General features: G+C 73.0%; 15 protein-coding genes. 6 read left to right on the top strand and 9 right to left on the bottom strand.

What is annotated here, in order from left to right; genetic code table 11:
* Positions 1 to 6: 6 nt before the first annotated feature.
* The 4 genes from H3H34_RS11215 to H3H34_RS11200 are packed head-to-tail and all read right to left on the bottom strand — an operon-like array spanning position 7 to position 2,659.
* Positions 7 to 1,017 carry an NADP-dependent oxidoreductase gene (locus tag H3H34_RS11215; RefSeq protein ID WP_194745377.1) on the bottom strand — a complete coding sequence of 337 codons (1,011 nt, stop codon included), beginning with the start codon at positions 1,015 to 1,017 and terminating at the stop codon, positions 7 to 9.
* Complete coding sequence (locus H3H34_RS11210; protein WP_194745376.1) at positions 1,014 to 1,592, bottom strand: hypothetical protein; 579 nt, start codon at positions 1,590 to 1,592, stop codon at positions 1,014 to 1,016. Before H3H34_RS11210 ends, H3H34_RS11215 begins: the two co-directional genes overlap by 4 nt.
* A gap of 3 nt (positions 1,593 to 1,595) precedes the next feature.
* Positions 1,596 to 2,339, bottom strand: coding sequence for an SDR family NAD(P)-dependent oxidoreductase (locus H3H34_RS11205; protein WP_194745375.1), 744 nt, complete (start codon positions 2,337 to 2,339; stop codon positions 1,596 to 1,598).
* On the bottom strand, positions 2,336 to 2,659 hold the full coding sequence (locus tag H3H34_RS11200; protein WP_194745374.1) for a Rieske (2Fe-2S) protein: 324 nt from the start codon (positions 2,657 to 2,659) through the stop codon (positions 2,336 to 2,338). Before H3H34_RS11200 ends, H3H34_RS11205 begins: the two co-directional genes overlap by 4 nt.
* 167 nt (positions 2,660 to 2,826) lie before the next feature.
* Between H3H34_RS11200 and H3H34_RS11195 the strand changes: the two genes are divergently transcribed.
* Positions 2,827 to 3,597, top strand: a complete 771-nt coding sequence (locus tag H3H34_RS11195; RefSeq protein WP_194745373.1) for a helix-turn-helix transcriptional regulator — start codon at positions 2,827 to 2,829, stop codon at positions 3,595 to 3,597.
* 212 nt (positions 3,598 to 3,809) lie between these two features.
* Here H3H34_RS11195 and H3H34_RS11190 read toward each other — a convergent pair whose 3' ends face one another.
* The 3 genes from H3H34_RS11190 to H3H34_RS11180 all read right to left on the bottom strand — a co-directional run bounded on the left by H3H34_RS11190 (position 3,810) and on the right by H3H34_RS11180 (position 6,830).
* Positions 3,810 to 4,814, bottom strand: a complete 1,005-nt coding sequence (locus H3H34_RS11190) for an NADP-dependent oxidoreductase (protein ID WP_194745372.1) — start codon at positions 4,812 to 4,814, stop codon at positions 3,810 to 3,812.
* A gap of 70 nt (positions 4,815 to 4,884) precedes the next feature.
* Positions 4,885 to 5,655: an inositol monophosphatase family protein gene (locus H3H34_RS11185; RefSeq protein ID WP_194745371.1), complete on the bottom strand. Its 771-nt coding sequence runs from the start codon at positions 5,653 to 5,655 to the stop codon at positions 4,885 to 4,887.
* On the bottom strand, positions 5,655 to 6,830 hold the full coding sequence (locus H3H34_RS11180) for a CaiB/BaiF CoA transferase family protein (RefSeq protein WP_194745370.1): 1,176 nt from the start codon (positions 6,828 to 6,830) through the stop codon (positions 5,655 to 5,657). The genes H3H34_RS11185 and H3H34_RS11180 overlap by 1 nt, the downstream gene beginning before the upstream one ends.
* A gap of 141 nt (positions 6,831 to 6,971) precedes the next feature.
* Between H3H34_RS11180 and H3H34_RS11175 the strand changes: the two genes are divergently transcribed.
* Together H3H34_RS11175 and H3H34_RS11170 are read left to right on the top strand one after the other, a co-directional pair.
* Positions 6,972 to 8,141 (top strand): sensor histidine kinase, encoded by a 1,170-nt coding sequence (locus H3H34_RS11175; RefSeq protein ID WP_194745369.1) that lies wholly within the window; start codon positions 6,972 to 6,974, stop codon positions 8,139 to 8,141.
* Positions 8,142 to 8,175: 34 nt separating this feature from the next.
* Complete coding sequence (locus tag H3H34_RS11170; RefSeq protein ID WP_194745557.1) at positions 8,176 to 8,922, top strand: LytR/AlgR family response regulator transcription factor; 747 nt, start codon at positions 8,176 to 8,178, stop codon at positions 8,920 to 8,922.
* A 98-nt stretch (positions 8,923 to 9,020) separates the two neighbouring features.
* Here H3H34_RS11170 and H3H34_RS11165 read toward each other — a convergent pair whose 3' ends face one another.
* Both H3H34_RS11165 and H3H34_RS11160 read right to left on the bottom strand, forming a co-directional pair.
* Entirely contained in the window at positions 9,021 to 9,377 is a 357-nt protein-coding gene (locus H3H34_RS11165) for a UrcA family protein (RefSeq protein ID WP_194745368.1), read from the bottom strand.
* A 229-nt stretch (positions 9,378 to 9,606) separates the two neighbouring features.
* Positions 9,607 to 11,943: a TonB-dependent receptor gene (locus H3H34_RS11160; RefSeq protein ID WP_194745367.1), complete on the bottom strand. Its 2,337-nt coding sequence runs from the start codon at positions 11,941 to 11,943 to the stop codon at positions 9,607 to 9,609.
* A gap of 225 nt (positions 11,944 to 12,168) precedes the next feature.
* Here H3H34_RS11160 and H3H34_RS11155 point away from each other — a divergent pair, with 225 nt between their 5' ends.
* From H3H34_RS11155 to H3H34_RS11145, 3 genes are all read left to right on the top strand, one after another.
* Positions 12,169 to 12,354, top strand: a complete 186-nt coding sequence (locus tag H3H34_RS11155) for a zinc-finger domain-containing protein (protein WP_328832033.1) — start codon at positions 12,169 to 12,171, stop codon at positions 12,352 to 12,354.
* A 111-nt stretch (positions 12,355 to 12,465) separates the two neighbouring features.
* A complete protein-coding gene (locus tag H3H34_RS11150; RefSeq protein WP_194745365.1) occupies positions 12,466 to 13,251 on the top strand; it encodes an SDR family oxidoreductase in 786 nt (261 codons plus the stop codon).
* Complete coding sequence (locus tag H3H34_RS11145; RefSeq protein WP_194745364.1) at positions 13,248 to 13,655, top strand: nuclear transport factor 2 family protein; 408 nt, start codon at positions 13,248 to 13,250, stop codon at positions 13,653 to 13,655. The genes H3H34_RS11150 and H3H34_RS11145 overlap by 4 nt, the downstream gene beginning before the upstream one ends.
* Positions 13,656 to 13,919: the final 264 nt, after the last annotated feature.

The following is a 13,919-nucleotide window of genomic DNA, read 5'->3' as shown; positions in this document are numbered from 1 at the left end:
TCTCCCTCATGCAATCTCGAGGATCATCTTGCCCTCGTTGGTGCCGTCGAAGAGGCGCATGAAGGCGGCATAGGCCTGGTCGAGCCCGCGGTCGACATGCTCGTCCACCACGAGCTTCCCCTCCCTGAGCAGCGCGGCCATGGCAGCGATTCCTTCCGGCCATTCGGGAAGCCATTCCGAGACGAGGAAGCCGCGGATTGTCGCCTTCCTGACGATCAGCTGCCAGAGGTTGCGGGCACCCACCGGCGCCGGGGCGTTGTACTCGGCGATGAGGCCGCACAGGGCCACGCGTGCCCCGTCGCGCAGCGCCAGCAGCGCGCCATCGAGGCAGGCGCCGCCGACATTCTCGAACACCCGGTCCACCCCCTCGGGCGCGGCGGCGCGGATCGCTTCGGCGATGGCCTCGGCATCCCTGCCACGGTGGTCGATGGCAGCGTCATAGCCGTAGCGCTCGACGAGCCGCCGGCACTTGGCCTCCCCGCCCGCGATCCCGATGGTGCGGCAGCCCTTCAGGCGCCCGAGCTGGCCGACCAGGCTTCCGACCGCGCCGGCCGCCGCCGAGACGAGGAGCGTCTGCCCCGGCGCGGGCATGAGGACCCGCTCGAGGCCGAACCAGGCGGTCATGCCGACCGCGCCGAGCGCCGAGAGGAAGTGGGTGGGCGATGGCACGAGCGCCGGGTCGACCGGGCTTGCGAACCCGTCGCTGCGCCCGATCGAGTGGGTCTCGATGCCATGGAGCCCCACAACCCACTGCCCGACCGGAAAGGCGGGGTTGCGGCTCTCGACCACCTCGCCGACCGTCGTGGCGCGCACCGCCTCGCCGAGCGGCACGGGCGGCATGTAGGAGGGCGCGTCGTCGAGCCAGCCGCGGATGGCGGGGTCGAGCGAGGCGTAGCGGTTGGCCACCAGGAACTCGCCCTCGGCAAGCGCGGGGAGCTCTTCCTCGACGAGGGCGAAGTCGGCCTCGACCGGCCGGCCCTGCGGCCGGCGCACGAGGGTGAAGCGGGTGCGTTTCATCGGCGGTCTCCATCGACGACGAGGGTGGTGCCGGTCACCATCCGGCTGCGGGGGCCGGCAAGGAAGGCGGCCGCTGCGGCAAGCGCCTCGGGCGTGGCGCGGCCAGTGCCGGCCGGTCTCACAAGGTTCACGCGCACCGGGGGGCTGAGCTCGCCGGCCTCGACGGCAGCAATCCGGCAGAAGTGGGCGAGCGCGCCGGCAGCCGCAGCGAAGGCCGGGCCGGGGCCGTCCGCGCCCATGACGAGAACGAGGCTGCCGCCCGCCCCCTGCGCTCCGAAGTGGCGGAGCGCGGCGCGCGCGGCACGCACGAGGCGCTCGACCTCGGCTTCCCACAGGGCGCGGAAGGCGGTGGGCGTGGTGGCGTCGAACCCGGCGGCGGGCGCCGGGTCGGCAGCGGCGACGAGAGCTGCAACCGGGCCGGGGCCGGGCGCGGCCGCAAGGTCGGGCGCATCATCGGCGGCCAGCGGGCAGGCGCAGGCCGCAAGACCCTCGGCGGCCAGCCGGCGCTCCAGCACGCCGGCGCTGGCGGCGCCTGCCGGCGCCGCGATCGCCACCATGCCTGCCGCCTCGGTCATGGGTCAGATGCGGTTGCTCAGCATCCAGCCGCCGTCGACGACGAGGGCGGCGGGCGGGAAGCCGGCCGTCTCGGGCGCGGCGAGGAAGGCGATGGCCTCGGCGATGTCCCGGGGCCGGCAATAGTCGCGCAAGGGAAGCGCGGCGAAGTTCGCCGGGTCGGCCCAGTAGGCGTCGTCGTAGAGCGCTTCGGTCATGGGCGTCTTCGTGCCGCCGGGGACGACGGCGTGGACGCGGACCTTCTCGCCCGTGGCTGCAAGCTCACGGTGGGTCGCCTCGGCGAGCGCGACGAGCGCAGCCTTGGCCGTGCCGTAGGCTGCCGTGCGCATCACCGGCTTCAGGCCCGCGACACTGGCAACGACGACGATGGCGCCCCGCGCGGGCGAGCCCTGGCGGCGGAACTGGGCGACGGCTGCCTTCATGCCGAGGAAGGCGCCTTCCACGTGCACCCGCGCCTGGGCGCGGAACGTCTCGAGGGAAAGCTCGGCCACGCGGCCGGCTGCGGCCGTGCCGGCGTTGGAGACGAGGATGTCGAGCCGGCCGAACCGCGCGACGCAGGCGGCAAGGGCTGCTTCCCACTGCGCCGGGTCGGTCACGTCATGGCCGAAGACCGTTTCGTTGGCACGCAGGTCGGTTGCGAACACCGAGGCGCCCCGTTCGGCAAGGAGCGCGGCGGTGGCCGCGCCGATGCCCGAGGCCGCGCCGGTGACGAGCGCCACCTGGCCGTCGAGGCGCGGCCCTCCGGTCACGGCAGCCGCACCTCGAAGCGGCCGGCCTCCTCGCGAATGGCGAAAGTGGTGATCGGCGCCGAGGCCGGCGGGCCAAGCGCGCGGCCGGTCGCGAGGTCGAAGCGGGCGCCATGGTGCGGGCACATCACCGCGCTGCCGCGCAGCCGCGCTCCCTCGAGCGACAGGAGCGCGTGGCTGCACCTGCCCTCGAGCGCGAACAGCCGCCCGTCGCCTGCCCGGGCGACGAGCACCGGCCGCCCGGCCACCTGCCGCAGCGCGCAGGTTCCGGGCGGAAGGTCCGCCGGGCCGGCGTCGGCGAAAGCTGCGCTTTCCTCCCCCATCGCTCTCCTGTTGCCGCTGCGTGCCGCCCCCCTTGAATTCGGGGCCGACCTCGATAAGTCGAGAGGTGGAGGGTCCAGTGGCAGCGGGAGTGCGCGGGGGCCATTCCCCTTTGCGCTAGGGCCCCGGGGATGCGCCTTTTGGTGTGCGCGCGGGTGAGGGAGAGCGCATGGCCCTGAGGGACGAGATCGCGGCGGTGACCATCCGCCAGCTGTCGGACGTTCGCAAGGCGGCGGAAGCCTTGCGCGACATTGCCTGGGAGCGGGCGCGGCTCCGGGTCGGCGCGGCCGACAATATCGCCTCCAAGCAGCCGCTGACCGACGAGGACGGCGCCATCCTTGCCGCCGAGGTGTTCGGCTGGAACGCGCCCCACGAGCGCTGGTGGGCCGACACCCGGCTCGCCCTTTCCTCGCCGCTGCCGCGTGCCTGCCGCTACGAGAGCGAGCCCTTCTGGGTGAACGCCGAAGGGTTCCGCACCCGCCAGCCCAACCGCTACCTCGACGCGATCGATCTCTCCAACTTCGAGAAGCGGGCGCTGTGCAAGGCGGCCATCGTGGTGCCGATCCACCTGCCGTTCGGCCAGATTGGCGCCGTCTCGTTCAACGCCGCCGACCCGGAGCGGACCGACCTGTCCGCCGAGTTCGAGGAGCATTCCGACGAGCTCGCCCTCCTCTCCCACCGGTTCATCGCCGGCTGCGTGAAGGCGCACCGCACCCGCCAGTGGCTGCCGGCCGACTGCCAGCTGACCAAGCGCGAGGTGGAGTGCCTGCGCTGGGCCTCGATCGGCAAGACCGACAAGGAGATCAGCCTGATCCTCGGCCGCAGCCACGCCACCGTCCGCTTCCACATCCAGAACGCGGGCGAGAAGCTCGACGCGGTGAACCGCTCGCAGACCATCTTCAAGGCAAGCCAGCTCGGCTATCTTGGCTCGGCAGCCTGACGCCGGCGCGGAGGGTGGCGGCCGGGGCGTGCGGGGGGGCCGGCCCGCGGGCGGCAGGAGCCGGGGCGGGGAGGCAGAGGTCCGGTCCCCGCCAGCGCCATCCCGCTGGCCGAGGGCGCACCTCGCGGGAGCTCGAGGGGCAGCCCGGGTGACGGGACGGCGCGCAGCCTGCGGCGCCGGGGGCGGGCCGGGGTGCGGATCCCGAGGGGGGCCTAGTCCGCCACCTTCAGCACCTGCTTGCCCCGGTTCTCGCCCGTGAACAGCCGCATGAGCGTGCGCGGGGTGTTCTCGAAGCCGTGCTGCTCGTCGATCCGGAAGGCGAGCTTCCCCTCATTGACCAGGGCCGCCAGGCGCTTGCGGATGGCCGGAAACTCGGCCGCCCAGTCGAGCACGATGAACCCGTGCATGCTCGCCCGGCGGAACACCAGGTTGAAGTAGTTCTCAGGGCCCGCCGGCATGGTGCCGGTCTCGTAGCGCGAGATTCCCCCGCAGATGACGACCCGCGCACCGGTCGCGATCTCGCCCAGCATGTCGTTGAGGATGGATCCCCCGACATTGTCGAAGACGACGTCGATGCCCCGCGGGCACAGCTCCTTCAGCCGGCCGCGGACATTCTCGCGCTTGTAGTCGATGGCGGCATCATAGCCCGCCTCCTCGACGAGCCACCGGCACTTCTCCTCGCCGCCGGCGATGCCCACGGCCCGTGCGCCGGCCACCTTCGCCAGCTGGCCGACCGTGGACCCCGTGGCACCCGCCGCGCCCGAGACCACCACCGTGTCCCCCGGCTTCGGCTGGCCCAGCTTGAAGAGCCCGCACCAAGCGGTGAGCCCGGTGGTGCCCAGCACCGAGAGCATGGCAGTCGGCGGCAGATCGGGGTGGACCGGCTCGAAGCCGGCGCCGTCGGTGATGAGCCACTCGGTCCAGCCGGTCAGCCCGGCGTAGAGCTGGCCCTCCTTCAGGCGCGGGGTGTTCGACTTCACGATGCGGACAATCCCCGAGCCGCGCATCACGTCGCCGATCTTCATGGGCGCCACATAGTCGGCCACGTTCTCGGCCCAGCCCTTCTGTGCCGGGTCGAAGCCGAGCCACAGCACCTTGGCGAGCGCCTGGCCGGGGCCGGGTTCGTCCGCAATCTCGGTCTCGACGAGGGTGAAGTCGGAATCCTTCAACGGCCGGCCGCGGGGGTGGTCGGCAAGCAGCCACTGGCGGGTCTTCATGGCGAGCCTCCTTCGTGGCCCGCCCCTGCATGGCCCGGCGCGCTCGGGCCAGCCACCAGCTTGGATAGGGCTAGAGCCGCTCGAGCACCTCGGCGTGGACCCGGCGGTCGCCAGCGGCGATCACCGCGCCGCTGCTGCCGACCCTCAGCGGCTCGCCCTTCCAGTCGGTCATCACCCCGCCCGCTCCCAGCACCACGGGGACGAGCGCGGCCCAGTCGTGGAGCTTCAGGCCCTCCTCGATCACGAGGTCGAGGTGGCCCGAGGCCAGCAGCGCATAGTTGTGGCAGTCCCCGCCCAGAAGGACATCCCGCGCGGCGCGGGCCACGCGGTGGAAGGCGGCATGGCCGGCAGCGCTGAAGGCCATGGGGTGGGTGGTGGCGAGGTGGGCCTCCGCCAGCGACGGGCAGGGCCGCACGCGGACGGGGGTGCCGTTGAGCCGGGTGCCCGGCCAGTCGCCCAGCTGGCCCACCCAGCGCTCGCCGGCGATCGGCTGATCGATGATGCCGATGACGGGAAGCCCCAGCTCGACGAGGGCGATCAGCGTGCCGAAGGTGGCGCGGCCGGCGATGAAGGCGCGGGTGCCGTCGATCGGGTCGAGCACCCAGAGGCGCCGCGCGTTCGGCCGGACGACGCCGAACTCCTCGCCGACGATCCCGTCCTTCGGCCGGTCGGCCGCAAGGATTGCCCGCATGGCGGCCTCGGCCTCGCGGTCGGCAACCGTCACCGGCGAGAGATCGGCCTTGGCGTCGACTCCCACCCCCTGCCGGAAGTGCCGGCGCAGCACCTCGCCCGCCGCATCGGCGAGCCGGTTGGCGATGGCAATGTCGGCGGCGAGGCGCATCAGCGCGAGGGAGAGGCCGCGAGCCCGAGTTCGGCAAGAAGGCGCGCCCGGTCGGCATCGAGCGCGGGCGCCGGCGGCCGCGTCGCAGGGTCGGGCACGCCCGCGAGCTTGACCGGGTTGCCAGCCACCTTGAGCGGCCGGCCGCTGGCGAGCGCGGTCTCGACCAGCATGGTGCGCGCCGCCACCTGCTCCATGGCAAGCGCCTCCGAGATGCGGTTGACGGGCCCCGCGGGCACGCCTGCGCGTCCGAGGAGGTCGAGCCAGTGCACGGCGGGCGCGGTCTTGAAGCGGGCTTCGAGCAGCGCCTCGAGCGCGGCCTGGTTGGCGGTGCGCGCGGCGTTGGTCGCGAAGCGCGGGTCATCGGCAAGCTCGGCCACGCCGAGCGCCTCCGCCATGGCGCGAAAGAGCGCGTCGTTGCCGGCAGCGACCACGATCGGGGCATCGGCGGTCATGAACGCCTGGAACGGGGTGATGGAGGGGTGCCGGCTGCCGAGAGGGGCCGGATCCGCGCCGGTCACCTGCAGCCGGGCGATCGCATTCTCGAGGATGGCGAGCTGGCAGTCGAACATGGCGACATCGACGTGCGTGCCGCGGCCGGTCCGCTCGCGCAGGAGGAGCGCCGCCTCGATGCCCACCACCGTGAAGAGGCCGGCCGTGATGTCGCCGAGCGAGGTGCCCACGCGCACGGGCGGCTGGCCGGGGTGGCCGGTCACGCTCATGATCCCGCCCATCGCCTGGACGATGACGTCATAGGCCGGGCGCGCGGCCTCGGGGCCGGTCTGGCCGAAGCCGCTTGTCGAGGCGACGATGAGTCTAGGGAAGCGGGCGTGGAGCGCGTCGAAGCCGTAGCCGAGGCGGGCGAGCGCCCCGGGGCGGAAGTTCTCGGCGAGCACGTCGGCGCGTGCGAGCAGCGCCTCGAAGACGGCCCGGTCGGCCGCGGCCTTCAGATCGAGCGCGATCGATTCCTTGCCGCGGTTGATGCTGGCGAAATAGGCGCTCTCGCCGTCCACGAAGGGCGGAAAGGCGCGGGCGTCGTCCCCCGTGCCGGGCGCCTCCACCTTGATGACGCGCGCGCCGAGGTCGGCGAGCAGCATGGTGGCATAGGGCCCGGCGAGCACGCGGGTGAGATCGACGACGAGGATGCCCTCGAGCGGGCGCGTGCCGGGGGTGGCCATGGCCCGTGCCTAGAGGCTCGTTGCGCGCGGGAAAAGGGCGGAGGGCCGCTGCCGCTGCGGGCTGCCGGGCTCGACGAACGGCCGACGCCCCTCGACGAAGCGCCTCGCTCCGCCGGTGACGCTTCTGCTACACGCTGGCGGATGAAGCCCCTCGCCGAGCCCGGTCGTCCCGCGCCCGCGTCCGCGGCCGCGCGCGCGCTTCCCGACCGGCAGAGGCGGCTTGCCGTCGCCTCGATCGCCGGCTTCTGGCTCGTCTACTTCCTGCTCGCCACCTTCCGCGCCTTCATCGGCGAGGCGCCCGCGCAGGACGAGATGCTGGTGCGCCGCACGGTGGTGACGCTCGCCTCCATGGGCCTCACCTTCCTGCTCTACGGCCTCCTCACCCGGTTCGAGAATGCGCCCACCGGGCGGCTGCTCGCGGTCGCCTTCCTGGCCTCGGTGCCGCTTGCGCTCGCCTACGCGTGCGTCAACTACGTGGCCTTCTACCTCTTCCCCATTGCCCACATGCTGAAGGACCCGATGTGGGCGGCAAAGCCCGCCCATGTCGTCATCATCGGCCAGGCGCTCGACTGGTACTTCTTCATTGCCGCCTGGGCGGTCATGTGGATCGCCATCCTCTACGCCGGCAAGGTGCAGGCAGCCGAGCGCGCTGCCGCGCGCTACGCCCGCGCCGCGCAGGAGGCCGAGCTGCGCGCGCTGCGCTACCAGGTGAACCCGCACTTCCTGTTCAACACGCTGAACGCGCTTTCCACCCTCGTCATGCGCGGCGCGACCGAGGAAGCCGAGCGGATGATCCTGAACCTTTCCACCTTCTTCCGCGCTTCGCTCACGCGCGATGCCGCCGAGGACCTTCCGCTTGCCGAGGAAGTGCGCCTCCAGCGCCTCTACCTCGCCATCGAGCAGGTGCGCTTTCCCGAGCGGCTGCGCGTCGAGGTGGACGTTCCCGAGGCGCTCGGCGGGCTGCCCGTGCCAGCGCTCATCCTCCAGCCCCTGGTCGAGAACGCCATCAAGTACGGCGTCTCGCGCAGCTCGCGGCCTGTCACCGTGCGGATTGCCGCGCGGCTGACAGATTCGGGCCGCCTCGTTCTCGACGTCGCCGACGACGGCGAGGGCGCGTCTGCGCCGGCGCCAGCCGGCTGCGGCGTGGGCCTTGCGAACGTCCGCGCGCGGCTTGCCGCCCGCTACGGCGACGCGGCGCGGCTCGATGCCGGGCCGGGCGCATTTGGCGGCTTCGTCGCGCGGATCCTGATGCCCGCCGCCCGGGCCCGGCCCCAGGCGGCTTGCGCCGACGCCATGGCGGCTGCGGCCTGAAGGCCAGCCGGTCGCGCGCGTGACGGGGCAGACGGTGCCGCTCAGGACCCTCATCGTCGATGACGAGCCGCTTGCCGTCGAGCGGCTCCAGATCCTCTGCGCGCGGCTTGCCGCGCTGCAGCTGGTGGGCACGGCCGCCGACGGCGAAGCCGCGCTGCGCCTCGTCGACGCGCTCGACCCGGACCTCCTGTTCCTCGACATCGCCATGCCGGGCATGTCGGGCATGGAGGTGGCCGCGGCGCTTGCGGCACGGCCCCGGCGCCCGGCCATCGTCTTCGTCACCGCCTTCGACGGCTTCGCCGTCGCCGCCTTCGATGCCGATGCCGTCGACTATCTCATGAAGCCGGTCGCCCCCGACCGGCTCGCCCGCGCGGTCGAGCGGGTGCGCGAGCGGCGGCATGCGCCGCCGCCCTTGGCCGTGCCGGCGCCCTCCGCGCCCTCGCCCCATCTCGCCGAGCTCTGGGTTCCCAACCGGGGCGAGCTCGTGCGCCTCGAGGTCGGCGCGATCGACTGGATCGAGGCCGAGCGCGACTACATGCGGCTCCACGTCGGCAGCCGGAGCTTCCTCATCCTCGAGACCATCTCGGCACTCGAGGCCCGGCTTGACCCGGCCGCATTCCTGCGCGTGCATCGCGGCGCCATCGTCCGCCGCGGCGCGATCGCCCGCCTTGTCCACGACGGCCAGGGCAACTGGGCCGTCGAGCTCGCGGGCGGCGTGCAGGTGCGGATCGGCCGCACCTATCTGGCCGCCGCCAAGGCCGCCCTCCTCGACCGCGCCTGAGCGCCCCGGGGGCGCCTTCGTGGCGGCGCAAACGGAAAGCCCCGCCCGGCGGGGGTGCCGGGCGGGGCTCGGGAGGGCCGGGAGGCGGAGGGAGCGGGTCAGTCGACCGCGGCGGCCGGCTGGCGCCGGGCCGCCTGGCGGGCGGCGCCGGCCACCGCGTTGGCGACGAGCTGGTCGCGCACCACGGTCACCGCCGCGCGGGTCTCGGCCGCGCAGGCCCTGCGGCGCTGCATCGCGGCAAGGCTGCGGCTGCCGTCGTCGCAGACCTGCTCGACGGCGCGGGCGATCCGTTCGTCGAAGCTGCGCTGGCCTTCGGCGGAGGCGAGGTCGAGCCCGGCGTAGGACACGCTGGCGTTGCGCGCCTCGGCCGGTGCGGCGAACGCCGCGGTCTGAAGCCCGGTCGCGGCGAGCGCGGCGAGGAGGGCGGGAACGATGATGCGGGGTCGGGTGGTCATGGCTGGTCTCCTGTGGCGTGTGGCTGACCTGCCGGGGGCGGGGAGAGGGGGGAACCCGCCCCCGGCAGCGCCATGACCGCGTTGTGCCACGTGCCCCCCGGCCCCGCGCGTGCCTCTCGACGAGTGCTCCTTCAGAGTCGGCGGATGGCGCGCGCCTTCGACGAACGGCGGGTCCCGGACGACGAACGGCAGGCCGGCAGAGGGTCGTCGGGTCGGGTGCTGCCGGGCGTCAGAACCGGAAGGCGAGCTCCGCGCCGTAGAGGGCGGGAAGCCCGCGGATGAAGGTCGGGATGCCGAAGGCGCCGCCGGTGTTCCCTGCGTCGATGAGATACTCCTTGTTGAGCGCGTTCCTGGCGAAGCCGAGGAGCTGCCAGCGGCCGTCGCGCGTCTCGACTCCCCCGCGGATGTTGAGGAGCGCGACCGGCCCTTCCGAGATGAGCGGCCGGTTGGGCAGCTCGAAGAACAGGCTCGACTGGTAGGTGGCCGTGGGCGTCAGGAAGAGCTGGAACTGCTCCGAGACGGGGAGCCGCGCGTCGAGCCCGCCCGAGGCCTGCCACTTCGCCTGCAGCCGGAAGCGGTTGCCGGCGAAGATGCCGTTCTCCGGCTTGTCGTCGATCGCCGCGTCGATGTAGGCGGCGTTGCCGAACAGGGTGAGGTTGCGGCTGGCGGTCCAGCTGAGTTCGGTCTCCACCCCGAAGTTGCTGGCCGACCCTGCATTGCGCGTGACCAGCTGGCCGCCCTCGTTCACCGTCACCTGGAAGTTGTCGTAGGTCTGGTAGAAGATGCCGAGCGTGCCCGAAAGCGGTCCGAACCGGCCCTTCACCCCGCCCTCGTAGTTCCAGACGATCTCGGCGGGCACGTCGCGCCGAAGCGGCACGGAGGGCCCCCCGGGCCGCGGCCGCGCGGCCGAGAGCTGGACGATGGGCGGGCGCCGGCCCTTGCCGAAGGTGGCGTAGAGGTTGATGTCGTCGGTCGCGCGGAAGAGGAGGTTGGCGCGCGGCAGGATCGCGTCGTTCTTGCCTTCCGCCGTGAAGGTCTGGCCGTCGGTCGAGGCGAAGGGGAGGAGCGGCGCCCGGGAGATGACCGAGGGCGGCTGGTCGGCGAAGTAGCTGCTCTGGCGCGTCTCGCGGAGATACCGCAGGCCGGCCGAGAGCTCGAGCCGGTCGGTCACCGCATAGGTGACGTCGGCGAACAGGCTCCAGTTGGTGATCTCCCCGCCATTCCGGAACAGCGCGCGGTAGGGCAGCACCGAAACCGCGCCGCCGGTCAGGATGCGGGTGGCGTTCCTTGCCTGCACCACGCCGTTGGCATCGACGCAGGGCAGGCCGGGGATGAGCCGGGCCGCGCACTGGAGGTAGATGCCCTCCTCGGTCGAGAAGGGAACGGCCTGCGTGCCCGACTCGTGGAAGACGTTGAAGCCGGCGAAGGCGCGCAGCCGGCCGGAGGCGTAGTTCACCCGGCTCTCGTGGCTGATCTGCTCGCCGCGGGCGTCCTCGGCGAACTCGAGATACCAGGCCTGCGAGCCGTCGGCGTCGAACACCTCGAGGCTGTCGAACTTCCGCCAGCCAGTGATCGCGGTGTAGCTCCACGGGCTGTCGGGCCGGGCGAAGCGGGCGGTGAGGTTCACGTCATAGACGTTGCGGGTGAGCCCCAGCTTCTCGGCGCCGAGCACCTCCTTCGAGAAAGGCGAGCCGGCGAGCTCGGCGAAGGTGTAGGGCGAGGTGTCGCCGCCGGTGGGCCGGAAGGTGCCCGACTTGAAGGCAGTGCCGGGGGCCCGCTGGCCGTCGTAGGTGAAGACGAGGTCGAGCCGGAGGTCGGGCACCGGCCGCAGCATGACCGACGCGCGGAAGCCCGCCTGGTCCTGGCCGTTCAGGTTGCGCTGGTCGATCCCGCCCGGGTTCTGCGACCCCGGCTCGCCGGCGATGTTCCGGACCACGCCGTCGCGGGTCTTGTAGGCGGCGGCGATCCGCACGCCGAACGTCTCGCCGCCGCCGTTCAGGAAGCCGGAGAGCTGGCGCTGGCCGAAGTTGCCGATGGCGCCGCGCGCTTCGCCCGCCACGCCCTCGACCACCGGCGCCGGAATGACCGAGACGGCGCCGATCGCGGCCGCAGTGCCGAACAGCGTCGCCTGCGGGCCCTTCACCACTTCCACCCGCTCGATGTCGAAGAGGTCGAAGTAGGAGCCCCGCGAGCGGGAGACGTCGATCCCGTTGTAATAGACGGTCACGCGGGCCGCCTCCTGCGCCGAGCCCGAATCCGAGGTGATGCCGCGGATGACGAAGCCCGGGTTGTTGGGCGACTGCTCCTGGATGTTGAGGCCAGGCACGAAGGCCGAGAGCTGGTCGAACTGGGTGACGCCGATGCGCTGCAGCTGCGCGCCGGTGTTGGCGGTGATGGTGACGGGCACGTCGACGAGGCGCTGCTCGCTCTTCTGGGCCGTGACCACGATCTCGCCGCCGAACACGAGTTCGTCGGCCGCCGCGGCCTGCGGCTGCGCCTGGGCCATGGCTGGCGTCGCGAACGGCAGGGCGGCGGCAAGAAGGCCGGCGCGGGGGGAAAGGCGCATGGTCGTCTCCATGGGTGAAGCTGCGGACGGCGCCGATGGCGTGGCCTTGTTGCAGTGCAGCGACGGACTCGTGACGAAACCGTGAAGGTGCCGGCCCGAGGCGACTGCGCTGGCGGGCGTTGCATGGGTGCCGCACTCCGTGCGCACGCGCCTGCCCCTTGCCTCGTGCGCCGGCGCGTCCCTAAGGCCGGAACCATGCGAGACCCGCGCGATGCGTTGCCCGAGGTGCCGCCGCCGCCGGAGACGGTGGAGGTGACCTCGCGCCGCGTCTGGTGCGATGGCGGCGAGGGGGCGCTGGGCCACCCGCGGGTGTTCCTCGAGATCGACTCCCGCGGCTACGTGGACTGCCCCTACTGCGACCGCCGGTTCCGGCTGGCCGCCGGCGCGCTTCTCGAGGCCGGCGGCCACTAGCCGCAATCGGGAGCGGGGCCCGGCGCCCCCCGGTCCATCACTTCTCGGAGCTTGGGTTGCCTGCCCGTCGTGGTGTGAAACGGGCCACGAGGGACAGAGCGGAGGGATGGGATGGGACGCCTTGCCGGCAAGGTGGCGATCGTGACGGGCGGCGCAAAGGGCCTCGGCGAGGCCGATGCGCGGCTCATGGCAGCCGAGGGTGCGAAGGTGGTGGTGACCGACGTCGACCCGGCCGGCGAGGCGGTGGCCGCGGCGATCGGCGGCCTCTTCGTGCGCCACGACGTGACCGACGAGGCCGCCTGGGCCGAGCTCGTGGCCCGGGTCGAGCGCGAGCTTGGGGGTCTTCACGTGCTCGTCAACAACGCCGGCGTGGTCGAGCCCGGCACGCCCGAGACGGTGACGGCTGCCGACTATCACCGGATCATGGCGGTCTCGGTCGAGGGGGTGGTGTGGGGCACCAAGCATGCGATTCCCGCCATGCGCCGGGCCGGCTCCGGCTCGATCATCAACATGGCGTCCATCGCCTCGGTGTGCGGCGAGCCCTATGTGGCGGCCTACTGCGCGGCCAAGGGGGCGGTCGAGGCCTACACGCGGGCGACCGCCGTCCACTGTGCCCAGCAGGGCTATCCCATCCGCGCCAACAGCATCCACCCGGCCGGGATCGACACCCCCATGGTCCGCTCCATGGGCGACAAGATGGCGCGCTCGGGCCTGCGCCCGCTGGCCGAGACGGGGAACAGCGCCGGCCGCAACCGCCTCGGCCGGCCCGAGGACATCGGCCACCTCGTGGTCTATCTCGCCTCCGACGAGAGCGCCTTCGTCTCCGGTCAGCGCTTCATCGTGGACAACACCGCCTCCGTGACCCAGGGTGCGGTGCCGCCGGGGCGGGACGCATGACGGCGAGCGCTGACGGGGAGGAGACGCCGGGCGCGCGGCTGGCCGCGATCTACCGGCTGGCCGGGCAGCGCGACTGGGCGGCGGTCGAGGCCCGCTGCCACCCCGCCTTCACCGTGGTCGAGCCCCCCTCCATCCCCTATGGCGGGGAGTGGAAGGGGCGCGATGCGCTGCGGCGCGTGGCCGAGGCCATGTACGGCACCTGGGCGAGCGCCAGGGTCACGATCCTCGACATCGCCGGGGGCGCCGAGTGGGGCGTGGTGGTGGTGCGGCTCGAGGTGACGTCGAAGCGCACGGGCCGCACCTTCGCGCAGACGATCTGCGAGGCCGGCCGGTTCGAGGACGGGCTGCTGCGCGAGCTCCGGATCCACTATTTCGACACGGCGGAGGTGGCCGCCGAGGCCTGACGCCCGGGGCCCCGCGCCCGTCGCCTATCGCCGCCCGCGTGCGCTGGCCCCCAGCCGCGATCGCCGCGGGGGACGGTCGCCAGCCCGACGCAGGTGCGGCAAGGGTCCGGACGACCGGCAGCGCCCGCAGGCCAGCGCCGGCTCCGGCTCCCGGCCTGCTCTCCGCTCCCTGCCCTCCGTCCGCCCTGCCCGTCCGCCCCGCCCGTCCGCCCTGCCCGTCCGCCCCGCCCTTTCGTGCCGCGGACGTCAGCCCGGCCCCGGCCC

This window comes from Thermaurantiacus tibetensis, assembly GCF_015354055.1.
Lineage (GTDB): Bacteria > Pseudomonadota > Alphaproteobacteria > Sphingomonadales > Sphingomonadaceae > Thermaurantiacus > Thermaurantiacus tibetensis.
This window is presented reverse-complemented; position numbering and strand designations above follow the sequence as displayed.

Bases quoted from the DNA above. Each gene is read 5' to 3' on its own strand.
- H3H34_RS11215 (WP_194745377.1), bottom strand. From the start codon at position 1,017: ATGAAACGCACCCGCTTCACCCTCGTGCGCCGGCCGCAGGGCCGGCCG.
- H3H34_RS11185 (WP_194745371.1), bottom strand. From the start codon at position 5,655: ATGCGCCTCGCCGCCGACATTGCCATCGCCAACCGGCTCGCCGATGCG.
- H3H34_RS11210 (WP_194745376.1), bottom strand. From the start codon at position 1,592: ATGACCGAGGCGGCAGGCATGGTGGCGATCGCGGCGCCGGCAGGCGCC.
- H3H34_RS11165 (WP_194745368.1), bottom strand. From the start codon at position 9,377: ATGACCACCCGACCCCGCATCATCGTTCCCGCCCTCCTCGCCGCGCTC.
- H3H34_RS11175 (WP_194745369.1), top strand. From the start codon at position 6,972: ATGAAGCCCCTCGCCGAGCCCGGTCGTCCCGCGCCCGCGTCCGCGGCC.
- H3H34_RS11150 (WP_194745365.1), top strand. From the start codon at position 12,466: ATGGGACGCCTTGCCGGCAAGGTGGCGATCGTGACGGGCGGCGCAAAG.
- H3H34_RS11190 (WP_194745372.1), bottom strand. From the start codon at position 4,814: ATGAAGACCCGCCAGTGGCTGCTTGCCGACCACCCCCGCGGCCGGCCG.
- H3H34_RS11160 (WP_194745367.1), bottom strand. From the start codon at position 11,943: ATGCGCCTTTCCCCCCGCGCCGGCCTTCTTGCCGCCGCCCTGCCGTTC.
- H3H34_RS11180 (WP_194745370.1), bottom strand. From the start codon at position 6,830: ATGGCCACCCCCGGCACGCGCCCGCTCGAGGGCATCCTCGTCGTCGAT.
- H3H34_RS11145 (WP_194745364.1), top strand. From the start codon at position 13,248: ATGACGGCGAGCGCTGACGGGGAGGAGACGCCGGGCGCGCGGCTGGCC.
- H3H34_RS11200 (WP_194745374.1), bottom strand. From the start codon at position 2,659: ATGGGGGAGGAAAGCGCAGCTTTCGCCGACGCCGGCCCGGCGGACCTT.
- H3H34_RS11195 (WP_194745373.1), top strand. From the start codon at position 2,827: ATGGCCCTGAGGGACGAGATCGCGGCGGTGACCATCCGCCAGCTGTCG.